General features: G+C 52.7%; 13 protein-coding genes. 8 read left to right on the top strand and 5 right to left on the bottom strand.

The window, feature by feature from the left end; genetic code table 11:
• Nucleotides 1–4: 4 nt before the first annotated feature.
• Nucleotides 5–361, bottom strand: coding sequence for a BlaI/MecI/CopY family transcriptional regulator (locus D4L85_RS28175; RefSeq protein ID WP_073134805.1), 357 nt, complete (start codon nucleotides 359–361; stop codon nucleotides 5–7).
• Nucleotides 362–549: 188 nt separating this feature from the next.
• On the opposite strand from D4L85_RS28175, the gene D4L85_RS28170 reads away from it, so the two are divergent.
• Nucleotides 550–2,691 (top strand): FUSC family protein, encoded by a 2,142-nt coding sequence (locus D4L85_RS28170; protein ID WP_119757439.1) that lies wholly within the window; start codon nucleotides 550–552, stop codon nucleotides 2,689–2,691.
• A 25-nt stretch (nucleotides 2,692–2,716) separates the two neighbouring features.
• On the opposite strand, the gene D4L85_RS28165 is transcribed toward D4L85_RS28170, so the two are convergent.
• On the bottom strand, nucleotides 2,717–4,210 hold the full coding sequence (locus tag D4L85_RS28165) for an FG-GAP repeat domain-containing protein (protein WP_160144054.1): 1,494 nt from the start codon (nucleotides 4,208–4,210) through the stop codon (nucleotides 2,717–2,719).
• A gap of 14 nt (nucleotides 4,211–4,224) precedes the next feature.
• A complete protein-coding gene (locus D4L85_RS28160; RefSeq protein ID WP_073131699.1) occupies nucleotides 4,225–4,896 on the bottom strand; it encodes a DUF4159 domain-containing protein in 672 nt (223 codons plus the stop codon).
• Nucleotides 4,897–5,043: 147 nt separating this feature from the next.
• Here D4L85_RS28160 and D4L85_RS28155 point away from each other — a divergent pair, with 147 nt between their 5' ends.
• The 7 genes from D4L85_RS28155 (at nucleotide 5,044) to D4L85_RS28125 (ending at nucleotide 12,356) form a co-directional block, all read left to right on the top strand.
• Nucleotides 5,044–5,895, top strand: a complete 852-nt coding sequence (locus tag D4L85_RS28155) for a hypothetical protein (RefSeq protein ID WP_160144053.1) — start codon at nucleotides 5,044–5,046, stop codon at nucleotides 5,893–5,895.
• A gap of 282 nt (nucleotides 5,896–6,177) precedes the next feature.
• Entirely contained in the window at nucleotides 6,178–6,972 is a 795-nt protein-coding gene (gene thyA, locus D4L85_RS28150) for a thymidylate synthase (protein ID WP_119757436.1), read from the top strand.
• Between the two features lie 89 nt (nucleotides 6,973–7,061).
• The gene (gene sdaAB / locus D4L85_RS28145; RefSeq protein ID WP_119757435.1) at nucleotides 7,062–7,739 is read left to right on the top strand and encodes an L-serine ammonia-lyase, iron-sulfur-dependent subunit beta; all 678 of its coding nucleotides are present in this window, start codon (nucleotides 7,062–7,064) and stop codon (nucleotides 7,737–7,739) included.
• Between the two features lie 7 nt (nucleotides 7,740–7,746).
• Nucleotides 7,747–9,225: a TolC family protein gene (locus D4L85_RS28140; protein WP_119757434.1), complete on the top strand. Its 1,479-nt coding sequence runs from the start codon at nucleotides 7,747–7,749 to the stop codon at nucleotides 9,223–9,225.
• Between the two features lie 42 nt (nucleotides 9,226–9,267).
• Entirely contained in the window at nucleotides 9,268–10,620 is a 1,353-nt protein-coding gene (locus D4L85_RS28135) for an efflux RND transporter periplasmic adaptor subunit (protein ID WP_228450654.1), read from the top strand.
• A 75-nt stretch (nucleotides 10,621–10,695) separates the two neighbouring features.
• Nucleotides 10,696–11,232 (top strand): inorganic diphosphatase, encoded by a 537-nt coding sequence (locus D4L85_RS28130; protein WP_119757432.1) that lies wholly within the window; start codon nucleotides 10,696–10,698, stop codon nucleotides 11,230–11,232.
• Complete coding sequence (locus tag D4L85_RS28125; protein WP_119757431.1) at nucleotides 11,229–12,356, top strand: glycosyltransferase family 4 protein; 1,128 nt, start codon at nucleotides 11,229–11,231, stop codon at nucleotides 12,354–12,356. The genes D4L85_RS28130 and D4L85_RS28125 overlap by 4 nt, the downstream gene beginning before the upstream one ends.
• Before the next feature lie 6 nt (nucleotides 12,357–12,362).
• Here D4L85_RS28125 and D4L85_RS28120 read toward each other — a convergent pair whose 3' ends face one another.
• Both D4L85_RS28120 and D4L85_RS28115 read right to left on the bottom strand, forming a co-directional pair.
• Complete coding sequence (locus D4L85_RS28120) at nucleotides 12,363–13,292, bottom strand: CPBP family intramembrane glutamic endopeptidase (RefSeq protein ID WP_119757430.1); 930 nt, start codon at nucleotides 13,290–13,292, stop codon at nucleotides 12,363–12,365.
• Nucleotides 13,293–13,333: 41 nt separating this feature from the next.
• On the bottom strand, nucleotides 13,334–13,903 hold the full coding sequence (locus D4L85_RS28115) for a Maf family nucleotide pyrophosphatase (protein WP_119757429.1): 570 nt from the start codon (nucleotides 13,901–13,903) through the stop codon (nucleotides 13,334–13,336).
• Nucleotides 13,904–13,907 lie beyond the last annotated feature (4 nt).

The following is a 13,907-nucleotide window of genomic DNA, read 5'->3' as shown; positions in this document are numbered from 1 at the left end:
GGTGTTATTTATTTTTTAGTTCATGAAGGATCTTCTCGATCTCCTTGGCGTCCAGTTTATTTTCCTTCGCAAAGAAGGACACGAGGTTTTGAAACGATCCGTTGAAATAGCCCTTGAGAAGATTGTTCAAATAGAACTTGGTGTACTTCTCTTTGGTGATCAGCGGAAAATATTCATGCGTTTTTCCATACGCTTTGTGATCGACAAAGCCCTTCGTTTCCAGGATGCGTACGATCGTGGAGATGGTATTGTAGGCAGGCTTGGGTTCCGGCATCTCTTCCACGATGTCTTTCACAAACCCTTTTTCGAGTTTCCACAAAATCTGCATCACCTGATCCTCGGCTTTGGTCAGTTCCTTGATATCTTTCATTGACTATGTATTTAGGTATAAAACTAAAGTCTTAGTTATAAAATTGCAAGCGTTCGCGGAATTTTTTTTTCATTGCCCGATAAGGCCATTCCGGCGTGTAGACAGCCGCTCAACCTAATTCAACGCAACCGGGCGTGCGGTCTTCGCAAAAGATTTCTTTCTTGTATTTTTAGGGAGACATGCTCAACGGCAACGACTATTTAAAAGAAGTACAGAAGTTCACCACCAGCCAATACTGGAGCACCGGCGTGCGCATCACGGCCGGGGTAATGGTGCCCACGTTGATCTTTGCCGAGAACGATTGGTTGATCACCGGTCTTCCGTTTCTCTGGGGCGCCCTGTTCGCCAGTCTCACCGACGCCCCCGGACCCATCCACCACCGGCGCAACGGCCTGTTGGCATCGGTTGCCTTGAATGCGTTCACGGCGCTGGTAACCTTGTTGCTGCGCGATCACCAGGCGCTGCTATTAATAGAGGTGATGGTGTTCTGCTTTCTCTATTCGTTGCTGGGAGTATATGGCGCCCGCGCGGGGGCCGTAGGAACGTTGGCCCTGATCATTCTTCTATTGAACCTCGTGCCGAGCCATGTGCCGCAAAACAGCTTCTATGTGGCGGCCCTGATCGCCGCCGGCGGGATCTGGTACACGCTGTTCAGTTTGCTGCTCTACCGGCTGCGACCCTACCGGCTGGCCGAGCAAGCCATAGGGGAGATGCTCATCGCCGTGGCCGACTTTATCCGGGCCCGTGGCGCACTGTATAAAGACGGCGCCGACATTCGCCACAGCTTTACGTTGGTGATGGAAGAACAGATCAAGGTCATGAAGAGCCAGGATCAAACCCGCGAGCTGCTCTTCAAGACCCGTCAGTTCGTGATGGACGCCAGCCCCAAAAGCCGCAGCCTCATGATGATCTTCCTCGACGCTGTCGATCTTTTCGAGCATTCCATATCGTCCTACCAGGACTATGGCGAGCTTCATAAAAATCTCGACGGCACCGGTCTGCTCAATAAATTTTATGGCGCCATCCTGCAAGTGGCGGCCGCCTTGGAGTACATCGGCATCACCATTCAGCGGGGCGCCACCGTGCGGCGCGAGCTTGACTTGATTTCCATCACCAGCGCCCTGCAGGATGCCCTGCGCGAACACCAGCAAAGCACCGTCGACCCAGAAGTGCAAAGCAGCCTGCATGCGCTGGAGAAAACGCTTTTCAATATTCAAAACATCGTGAACCGCCTGCACCGGCTGGTCATGTACACACGGCTGCAAGTAGAGATCAACAAGACCGACACGGGGAAGGAAAGCGACAAGGCCATCGTCGGGCATCCCATCGACTGGCAAACGTTTCGCGAGAACCTGACGCTGCAATCCAACGACTTTCGTCATGCGGTGCGGCTCACGCTGGCCATCCTGGTGGGCTTCAGTGTCTCCGCCTTCCTGTCGTTGCAACATACCTATTGGGTTTTGCTAACGATCGTCACCATTCTAAAACCGGTGTACACCGTATCGCGAAAGCGCAATGCGCAACGCCTTTTGGGCACGCTGGGTGGCGCGATCGTAGCGACGGGTATCCTCTTCGTCATCCGGGGCAACACGGCGCTGCTGGTCATCATGATCCTTTGCATGTTGATAAGCTACAGTTTGCTCCGCCTCAATTATTTTGGGTTTGTGTTGTTCCTCACCATTTATATCGTGATCACGTTTCATTTCCTCTATCCCGTTGACCTGAACACGCTGGTGAAGGAACGGATGTTGGATACGTTGATCGGGTCCATCATTGCGGCCATCGCCTCGCGTTATGTTTTACCTACGTGGGGGCGCCAGGAAATTGACAAGAACATGCGCGAAATGCTGTTGGCCAACCAGGCTTTCTTCGCCGCTACCTGGCAATTTCTCTTGAATCCCACCTCTTCACGCCATGCCTATAAGACCGCGCGACAAGAGGCATTGGTAAACCTCACGAACTTATCCGATAATTTTCAACGCATCCTGGCCGAACCCAAAACGCTGGACCAGTCCACGCACATCCACCAGTTTGTCATTGCCAACCATATGCTTACCGGCCACATCACGTCGCTGGCAACCGACAAGTCGTTCAATGTTGCCGTGAACCGGCAGGAGTTGGAGAGCCTGGCGCAGGCCATTGAAAGAGAGTTGCAGCACGCTGCGCAGCTTTCGGAGAAGAAAAATAAATACGATCTCGAGATGGAGGGTGTTGCGCATAACCCCGTGATCGCCAACCAGGCGTTGAACCCGCTCTCCATTATCTATTCCCTGGTGCGCGACATCCGGCAGATCACTGAAAAAGTGAACCGGGAGAACTAGGCACACGAGGACGCCACTCAGTTTATCAATGCAATTTATTTCGGAGAAGAAGAACCCAAACGTCGCGTTTCATCCATTGTGTCATCAACCTTTCGGGAACGGTGCCCGGAAAATCCAGTGCACCAACCACCACATCGTCGTCGCGATCGTGGTCGAGGTCGGCTATTTCCATGACGAGCCAGCGGCCTTGCGTGGCCAGATGGGTGATGGATGGTTTAAAATCATGGCCCGTGTTTTCAAAGTAAACAAATCCTTGTTCCGGGTGATGTCGAAAGTCGGGAAAGAAGGCAATGGCGACAATGTCGAGGTCGCCGTCTTTGTCGAAGTCGACGGCTTCGGCCTGGCCTACGCCGTTGAGGGGGTAAAACCAGGATTCTGTAAAACGATTCGAGCCGTCGTTTAGAAAGATCCTCACGCCATGATAGGGTTTGAGCGTCGTGGAATAGTCGGCGTTGTCGCCGTTGGCATAGAGGATGTCCATTTTGCCGTCGTGGTTGAAATCCGCTACGTCAAAGTAACTCGATCCATATACGGGAGGAAAGCGCAGCAAAGTGACGATGCGAAACCGGAAATTGCCCTGGTTCAATAACACGATGACCCGTTCGTCGCCTTGCGTCATCAGGGCCATCACATCGGGGAGCCCATTGTTGTCGAAGTCGCGCACCACCACTTTGCGTGCGCCGGGCAGGTTTTGCAGGATGTGACGTTTATATTTTCCGCTGTCCAACGTCTCATAGACGTCGAGCGAGCCGGTATAATTTCCAAAAGAGCAGATCACGAGATCTTTCTTCGCATCCTGGTTCAGATCAACACGCTCGAGATAGACCGGCCGTTGCAGCGAATCGATCAAGGTCGTGAAGGTCTGCGTCCCCTCATGCCACTGGGCAACCGAACCCAGCGCCTGATCATTGGGATCCATGATGCCCATTTGCAACACGAGCGGATCTTCTTTTTCCGACAGCAGCAGTTGTGACGGTGGGCTGCTCAGCGGGTGAGTAGCCTTCCACTGAAACTTCGTATCAAATTCGTGTAACACACCATGCCGGCCGCCGATAAAGATGCGATCCCTTACGGTGTCCACTTTCACCAGCGTGGCCATGGGCTGGCCAAGGCTGGAAAGAGACAAAGCTGTGACATCGAACTGACGCAACGTATCGGCTATGCTCACCGGCGGCACGTTGAGCGAATCCGGGGCCATGCGCTGGAAATAATGTTGGATGGCCTTCCATTCCTTTTCAGACACCATGGAAGTTGCTGGCAAGGAAGGTAGTACGTAAGGGCGGTCGGCTTCTGGTATTTCCACCAGCTTTCCAAAGTCAACCCCCATGCGCAAGGCCATCTGCGGCATAACGGTTTCTGCCCACACATGCTTGGGAAGGAGGGAAGGTTCGGGAAACAAATGACAACTGCCGCAATATTGCCGCGCCACTTGTTCCTCGTATTGGTTTTGATTGGTGCACGAAAGAGCGGTGATCCAAACCACGGCTGCGGCCAGGAGTATGCGTGTGGTGGACTTCACGGTCGGAACACTATTTACATCGAGTGGGTAAAGCAATAGCTGAGGATGTTGGCCCCCATGCGCAAGGCCTGCGTTCGCTTTTCTTCGGGGTCGTTGTGAATGCGTTGATCTTCCCAGCCGTTGCCCAGGTCGCATTCGTAGGAATAGAAAACCACGAGACGTCCTTCATAGATCAGGCCAAAGCCTTGTGCGGGTTTGCCGTCGTGCTCGTGGATCTTGGGCAGGCCTTTTGGGAAATCGAATTTCTGATGATAGATGGGATGGTCGAACGGCAACTCGATGAGCTCCAGTTCGGGGAACACTTTTTTTAATTCCAGGCGGATGAATTTGTCGAGTCCGTAATTGTCATCGATGTGCAGGAAGCCCCCGGCGGTGAGATACTTGCGCAGGTTGGCGGCTTCGGCATCGGAGAACACCACGTTGCCGTGGCCGGTCATATAGATGTAAGGATAAAGAAAAATATCGCGGCTGCCGACTTCTACATCGTCTTCTTCCGGGTCAAGCAGGGTACCGATCTCGGTGTTGGAAAACTTGATCAGGTTGGGGAGTGCCGTCTTGTTCGCATACCAGTCACCGCCTCCGTTGTATTTGAGTTTGGCCACTTTCATGCGCAATTGGGCTTGAACGCCAAAAGTGCCCAGGGAAACAAGGAACAGGAGCGCAAATCTTACACGGGTTGTTACCATGGCATGGTTTTAATGATCCAAAGGTGGAAAAAAATTTACTTTGTCCTTAAACCTTTATACAAAAGGCCGGTCTAAGGCGTCGAATTTAAATCAGAAACCACCAATTACCTTATGAAAGCCAATAATCGATTTGGGAAAATTGCTTCTATGTCCCTTTTGGGGATGTTCGCCTTTGTTTTTTCCTGTAAGGACGAGGACAAGCTCACCCTTGCCGATACGCAGGATATTACGGAGGAAGCGGTCACCGATTCCTACTACCAGGATATGGACGATATGGCCGGCGTGTCGGTTAGCACGCCTTCCGATGCCCAATATTCCAGTGGACGCGAGCAGACTACCTATACCATCACGGTGGATGACGACCGGTTGGATTGCGCCGGCATTGTAATCACCGTTACACCCGCTGCCGGTTCAACGGCTGATGTGCCCAAAGGCGTACTCACGGTGGATTTCGGAACGACCGCCTGCCCCGACAACAAGGGCAACGTCCGCACCGGCAAGTTGATCTTTACCTATAACGGCCGTCGGTTCCAACCCGGCTCAACCATTGTTACCACGACCGACAACTATACCATCAACGGTGTGAAACTGGAAGGCGTCAGAACCCTTACCAACGTAACGGGCAGCACCTCGGAGGCTCCCAAATTCAACGCGGTACTCACCAATGGTAAAGCCACCTTCACGTCCGACGGCACGGTGGCCGAACGCGAGTCCAACATCACCTGGCAATGGGTGAGAGAGGCTAATCCCCTGGAAGATTACCTGCTGATCGACCAGGCGAGCACGGCGAGCGGCAAGACCCGCGGCGGAAGAACGTATGCGGTTTCTTTATCGAAAGCCCTGAAATACAAGCGCTTCTGTGGTATTGCCGTGGAAGGCATCAAGAAATACCTCATCGACGGCAGCAAGGAGATCACGATCGATTATGGCGATGGCACTTGCGATAAGTCGGTGGTTATCACCGTCAACGGCATTAGCCGGAGCTTGAGTGTGAATTGATCGGGCAGGTTTTACTCGTCCGCCCGCTGAAAATAGAATGGCCGTCTCAATTTTGAGGCGGCCTTTTTTCTTTAAAACGATTTTCATGAAGCGGGATTTCGGGGTTCCATGAATCGCCAGAAAAGGGATCGCAAGAGCCGTAGAAAAAAGCGACCTGGCCGGCATTCTTTGAGGACCAATCGTACAATATCAATTCATCAAAAAACACCTTTTTTCAACGCCACTTCGTATTGGCCGCCGCGCGGAGATGCATTACCTTGCACCCGGAAAACCCATGTCCCGATGAAGCCCTATCTCGCCCTCATGAACGATATCCTCCAGAACGGCGCACGAAAAACCGACCGCACCGGCACCGGTACGCTTTCGGTCTTTGGACGGCAACTGCGGTTTGATCTCTCGGAGGGGTTTCCGCTGGTGACCACAAAGAAACTGCACCTGCGCTCCATTATCTATGAGCTGTTGTGGTTCCTGAACGGCGACACCAACATCAAATACCTGAAAGACAATGGCGTGAGCATCTGGGACGAATGGGCCGACGCCAACGGCGAGTTGGGGCCCGTCTACGGCCACCAATGGCGCAGCTGGCCTGCCCCCGATGGCAGGCATATCGACCAGATCACGCAAGTGATCGAGCAGATAAAAGCCAAGCCCGATTCGCGCCGCCACATCGTCACGGCCTGGAACCCTTCGGAGGTAGACAAGATGGCCTTGCCGCCCTGTCATGCCTTGTTTCAATTCTATGTGGCCGATGGCAAGCTGTCGTGTCAGCTCTATCAGCGCAGCGCGGATTACTTCCTGGGCGTGCCGTTCAACATTGCCTCTTATGCCCTGCTGACCTATATGTTCGCCCAACAATGCAACCTGGCCCCCGGCGACTTCGTGTGGACCGGTGGCGACGTTCATCTGTATAGCAACCACCTCGAGCAGGCCCAACTCCAACTTTCGCGGGAGCCCTATGCGCTGCCGCAATTGAAGATCAAGCGCAAGCCGGCGTCGATCTTTGACTACCAGTTCGAGGATTTCGAGATCGTGAATTACCAGGCGCATCCCTCCATAAAGGCACCCATTGCCGTCTGATTTCGACGCCCGCATCTTTTTGAATTCCCCAGCCGATTTGTTGTAACTATTTCATCTTTTTGGCGACAGATTGCGTATTCTAACCCATTATGGCGGAGAAAAGCAGTGTTTTTGATATGATCGGGCCTGTGATGATCGGACCTTCCAGTTCCCATACGGCCGGTGTGGTGCGCATTGCCCGTGCGGCCGTGAAGCTGCTGGGCGGAACCCCCGACACGGCCGACATTACGTTCTACAATTCCTTTGCCCGTACCTATGAAGGTCACGGCAGCGACCGTGCCATCATCGCCGGTTTGCTGGATTTCAAAACCGACGACACCCGCATCAAAGATGCCCTCGACATCGCCAAGACCCAGGGGCTTACCTACCATTTCAAATCGGTGGGGAACGCCTCGACGATGCATCCCAATACGATCAAACTAAATATCAAAAAAGGAGATCAGTCCCTGGAAGTGGTGGGAGAGAGCCGGGGAGGAGGACTCATCAACATCGCCGAAGTGAACGGCTTCAAGGCTGACTTTAGCGCCAACCTGCACACCCTCATCATCACCGCCGCCGACGTCAAGGGCAGCGTCGCCTTCATCGCGGATGTACTGGCCCATGACGATTGCAACATCGCCACCATGTCGGTTTCCCGCAAAGGCAAGAACGACCTGGCCGGCCTGGTCATTGAAATGGATTCCGGACTCAAGGATGTAACATTAGCATACTTAAAGAGTCTTAGCTGGGTAAAACAAATTATTTATATACCGGATATTGATCGCTGATAGCAACATGAAAAGAACCGTACTAGCATTTTTGATTCTTATGGCCGGTAGTGCCACCACCTGGGCCCAAATCGACACCTTGAAGCAGGAAGCCCAGAACGTGCCCGCGGGCGCGAAATGGTCCCTGAAGCAATGCATAGACTATGCGTTGGCCAACAACCTGGCCGTACAACGCAGTGCCTACAATGTGGAGAGCAGTGAAGTGGACTTGCGCCAGTCACAATTTTCGCGACTGCCTTCGCTCAACGGTAGCGCTTCCTATGGCTATAGCTGGGGTCGCGGTCTTGACCCCGTAAGCAACCAGTTCGTGACGCAGGAGATCAAATCCTCTAACCTGTCGACAAACTCGTCGTTGCTCCTTTTCAACAGTTTTCGGATCAATAACCAGGTCAAGCAATACCAAAATGCTTATCAGGGTTCTGTCGAGGACCTGGCCAAGGCAAAGAATGACCTGATCCTGAATGTGGCAAATATTTTTATCAATGTCGTCTTCAACAAGGAGTTGGTAAACAACGCCCGCTTTCAATTGGAATCCAGCCAACACCAATTGGAGCGAACCACCAAGCAGGTGACCGCAGGCGCCCTCCCCAAATCGGAGCAACTGAACCTCGATGCACAGGTGGCGACAAACGAAGTGACCTTGATCCAGCAGGAAAATGCGCTGGCGTTATCGATCCTGCGTCTAAAGCAAGCGTTGCGCATTCCCGCCACGCAAGACCTGGATGTAGAGATCCCCAACCTGACCCCGGAAGAATTGGTGATCGATCAAAGCCGCGACGAAATCTATAGCGTGGCGCGCCAAACCATGCCGGAAGTACGCGCCGCCGAGTTCAAGATCCAAAGTTCATTGTATGCCGTAAAGGCTGCTCGCGGAAACCTCTATCCGAGATTGAGCTTGAATGGTGGTATCAACACCAACTTTTCGAGCACGCAGGAAGCCCAGTTTTATCCGGATTTCACCGGCTACACCTTCAGCGACAAACCCGTGGCGTATGTGGGGAATGCGGATGCCAGCCAGCCGGTATACACCCGGTCTCCGAATGGCTACTACCGAAATACCTATGGCTTAGGAGATCAATTCAAAGACAACATTTACAAAACGCTTGGGCTCCAGCTGACGATCCCCATACTGAACGGGTTTACATCCCGGGCGACGGTGCAACGTTCGATCGTGCAAAACCAACAGGCAAAGATCAACGCACAGGAAATTGAACAAACCCTTCGTCAGAATGTAGAGACTGCCTACAACGATGCCATCTCGGCGTCCAAGACCTACAACTCTGCGTTGCGGCAGGTGACGGCGCGCACGGAAGCCTACCGCATGATGGAGCAACGTTATTCCGCAGGATCGGCAACTTCCTTTGAATACCAGATCGCCCAGAACAACTTGTTCCAGGCCCAAGCCGATCTGTCGCGGGCGAAATATGATTTTATTTTCAAGAAGAAAGTTCTCGACTTCTATCAAGGCAAACCACTCGAATATTAATAAAACCACGCAATGGCACAGCAAAAACGCAAGTCAAACAAAATGATTTATTGGCTCATCGGGGCCACCGTATTCCTGATACTTTTCTTAATAGCCGCCAAATCGATGGGTTGGATCGGCAAGCCGAAGGAGATTGAAGTTGAACTGGCCAAGGCCAAGCGTGTGACGATCGTGGAAAAAGTGAGCGCCTCTGGAACCGTACAACCCGTAACGGAAGTGAAGATCGCCCCGGAAGTTTCGGGCGAGATCATCGACCTGCTCATTGAAGAGGGAGATTCGGTGATCAAAGGTAAAACCTTGGTGCGCATCCGCCCCGATACCTGGGAGAGTCAACTGCAACGCGCCAGAGCCGGACTGGGCCAGCAGAGTGCCAACCTGGAGCAATCCAAGGCCAACCTGCTACGCTCGCAGGCTACATTGATCCGTTCAGAGGCGGAGTATAAACGCAATGAAAAACTTTTCAACGAAAAGGTGATCTCCGATGTAGACTGGCAGTTGGCCAAGCAAAACTATGAGGTTGCCAAAAACGATGTTGCCGCAGCGCAACAAGCCGTGGAGGCTTCCCGCTCGGGAGTGAACAGCACACAGGCTTCGTTGAATGAGGCACAGGAGAATTTCCGGAAGACCTCGGTTGTCGCGCCCATGAATGGGGTGGTATCCAAGCTCATCGTTAAAAACGGCGAGCGCGTGGTGGGAACAGCGACCATGGCCGGTACAGAGATGTTGCGCATTGCCGATCTTCGCAAAATGGAAGTGCGCGTGAACGTGAACGAAAACGACATCGTGCGCGTGCACCTGGGCGACACCGCGGTGATCGATGTGGATGCCTACAACAGTCAGAAGAAAGAATTCAAAGGCATCGTGACCCTCATCGCCAATACAGCAAAAGACAAAGCGTCGGCGGATGCCATCACCGAGTTTGAGGTGCGCATCCTCATCCTCAGTTCATCCTACCAGGACCTGGTGGCCGCCGGCAACAAGTTCCCGTTCCGCCCGGGCATGACAGCCAGTGTCGACATTCAGACCACCACCAAGGCTAACGTCCTGTCGGTGCCCCTGGCCGCAGTGACCACCCGAAACCCGGAAGACCTGAAGGAAGGCGACAAACCGAATGACGGCCCGCCGAATAACAATGATCGCCAGGTGGTGAACGACCAGAAGAAAGAGAAGAAAAAAGAGGACAAGACCGTGATCTTTGTGAACGAAAAGGGCGTGGCAAAAATGGTGGAGGTGAAGACCGGCATCAGCGACTACGACAACATCGAGATCCTGTCGGGTGTCGGCGACAGCACGGAAGTGATCACCGGGCCGTTCCTGGCGGTATCCAAACGGTTGAAGGAAGGTGAGAAGGTGCGGAAGATGGAGAAGAAAGAGCCCGAGAAAAAAGACAAGTAATTGCCCCAGACAAGGCCCCCCGGTAATGATCGGGGGGCTTTTTTATTTATTTTTACGGGCAAAACGAACCCCTTTATGGTAAAGCACCCGTGGCACGAAGTATCGATTGGCGACAATCCGCCGGAACATGTAAACGGCATCATTGAAATCCCGAAAGGCTCGCGCGCCAAATACGAGATCGACAAAGACAGCGGTCTCATCAAGTTGGATCGCGTGCTCTACGCCTCCATGTACTATCCGCTCAACTACGGATTCATCCCCCAAACGCTGGGCGAAGACCACGATCCCCTCGACATCGTAGTGCTCACACAGGTGACGGTAGTGCCACGCTGTCTCATTCCTTCCAAGGTAATCGGCGTGATGCGCATGATCGACCGCGGCGAGGCCGACGACAAGATCATTGCCGTGGCCGAACAGGATGTGAGCGTGAGCCACATCAACGACGTGGAACAGCTTCCGGAGTATTTCCGCATGGAGCTGAAACACTTCTTCGAAAACTACAAGACACTGGAAAACAAAAAGGTGGTGGTAGACGAATTCGATTCGAAAGCCAAAGCCATGGAGATCATCCAGCAGAGCATCGAACTCTATAAAAAGACCTATCGCAAGTGAATATCGGCTTCGACGCCAAGCGGCTGTTCAACAATTTCACCGGGCTGGGAAACTACAGCCGTTTCGTGGTGAGCGCCCTTTGCGATTTCGAACCGGACCATCACTATCTTCTTTATTCTCCCAAGATCAGGAAACATCCTGAGGTGACCCCCATTGTCGAACGGCCCCAAGTGCAGGTCATCACGCCGCCGTCGTTGTATACGTTCTTTAAGGCCACCAGTCTTTGGCGCACCTGGGGCATTGCCAAAGATGCGACGACAAAAAAACTGGATGTGTTTCATGGCCTGAGCCAGGAGCTGCCGGCAAATCTTCCTTCGTCCGTAAAGAAGATCGTCACGGTTCATGATCTTATTTTTCTGCGCTTTCCAAAGTTGTACAACCGCATCGATGTGGCTATCTACAAAGCCAAGATGAAAGCGGCCTGTCAACAAGCGGACAGGGTAGTGGCCATCAGTCAGCAGACGGCAGAGGATCTTATTGATTTTTTACGGGTGCCGGAGTCAAAGATCACCGTAGTATATCAAGGTTGTCATCCGCAATTCAAACAAACGGTTTCCCCAGAACGGATCGAGGAAATCAAAGGCAAATACAAACTTCCCGGCCGTTATATTCTGAATGTGGGGACGATCGAAACACGGAAGAACGTAATGTTAATTGTACAGGCGTTGGCCTTGTTGTCGCCGGAAACGCGCTTGCCATTGGTTGTTGTTGGAAAGGAAACGGCCTATAAGAAACAAGTGGTGGAAGAAGCAGAGCGATTGGGAGTAGCCGATTCGATCATCTTTTTACACCAGGTTCCGTTCCATGAATTTCCAGCCCTGTACCAGGGCGCAGAGGTGTTTGTGTACCCTTCGCGGTTTGAGGGCTTTGGCATTCCGCTGGTGGAGGCCATCGAGTCCGGTGTTCCGGTGATCACTTCAGTGGATTCGTGTTTCAGTGAGGCGGCAGGACCGGGGTCACTCTACATCGATCCGGCGAACCGTGAGGAGTTGGCCTTCCAACTGAGCCGGGTAGTGGTGGATAAGACGCTGCGGCACCAAATGATCGTGGAAGGAAAAAAATTTACAGCGCAATTCAATCCCGAGAATATCGCGCGCAACATCATGGCACTGTATGCAGCGTGATGCTTCTTACAGCGACTTCTGAATAAAGGCCACCAACTCCATGGACCAGGCAATGCCCATGTGCACAATGATGCCCCCCCAAATGCTACGGGTTTCAAACGCCACCACCCCGAGAATATAACCACCGAAAATGGAGCTGATCGCTTCCCCCGCAGGCTTGCCAAAGTGTAGATAACAATACGTCACCGCCATGGCCAGCACCGCCTGCCGCCCCAACACCGCGATCATGCCGATGACCAGGAAGCCGCGGAACAAGAGCTCGACATTGACAAAGTCCATGCCGTAGACCGCTTCATAGATCCCCACGGTTACCCACTCGGGTACACCCAGCACCGTATAGGCCTGGGTGACTTTATACATCGGATATTGTCGCAAGAAGCCATCATTGAAAGAAGCGCCGATGATGAGTGGCATCATCAGCAGTAGCAATTGAAAGTAAGGCCGTGTATCAAATTGATGCGGTCGCAGTCCGTAATAATAATTTTCGCGGCGATCGTAATAATGATGAAAGGCGAGCAGCGGGATCGTGACAAAAAAAAGCCCGGCCAGGTTGGTCAGCACCTTATAGGTCCAATACTGTACCTGTACACTGAACGACGCATTGATGGCCTCGTGCAGAAAGGGCTGGCTTCCATCCAAACTCAGCAGTCCGATCGCCAGCAAGCTGCGGATCCAGAAGTCGCGGTTTTTTAGAAACGTATTTCCTTTCCGCGAGAAGTACAGGATCAGCAACGCCGAGAAATAGGCGAAGCCATAGAACAGGAAATACGCGAAAAACTTGATGAATCCCTTTTGAGTGTCCAGGTAGGTGTCCTCGAAATCAAACCGATAGTTCACATACACGGAAGCGGCGAGGAACAGGAAGATGAGCCCGTACGACCGCGCGTTGAAATCTTCTTTCACATGATGCACCAGAAATTTCCAGATCTTCTTCATGCGAAAGGCTTAAAACAAAAAGGGAAGATGGCGGGTGTACATTACCAGTGACGGAGGTATTGATATACTTTATGGATCGGCAACCCCATCACATTGAAATAGGAACCTACAATTTTCTGAATGGCCACCATCCCAATCCAATCCTGGGCACCATAGGCGCCGGCTTTATCGTAGGGTTTGTGGTGGTCTACATAATATTCGATCTCGTGTGGCGTGAGGGTTTGGAAGGTTACCTCGGTGGTTTCGTCAAAGCTCTCTTCTTTTTCTTTCGAAATAATGCAAACCCCCGTCATCACGCGATGGGTTCTTCCCGACAGGGCGGTGAGCATGCGAATGGCCTCGGCGCGGTCTTCGGGTTTGTTGATGATGGTGTTGTCGAGGATCACCACCGTGTCGGCTGCCAGGATGATCTCGTCTTTCATGTTCAGACGGAAGAATTCGGCCTTCTTCTCGGCCAGGTAGCGGGCCACTTGCTCCACGGGTAAGGTGTCGGGGAAGGTTTCGTCCACGCCGGGCTTCTCGGTGGTGAATGTGAAGCCGGATTCTTTCATCAGGTATTGTCGCCGGGGCGAGCTTGACGCCAGCACGAGTTTGCGGGTGAAAGGGTTCATTATA

The sequence above is a fragment of the Chryseolinea soli genome (genome assembly GCF_003589925.1).
Classification (GTDB): Bacteria; Bacteroidota; Bacteroidia; order Cytophagales; family Cyclobacteriaceae; genus Chryseolinea; species Chryseolinea soli.
This window is presented reverse-complemented; position numbering and strand designations above follow the sequence as displayed.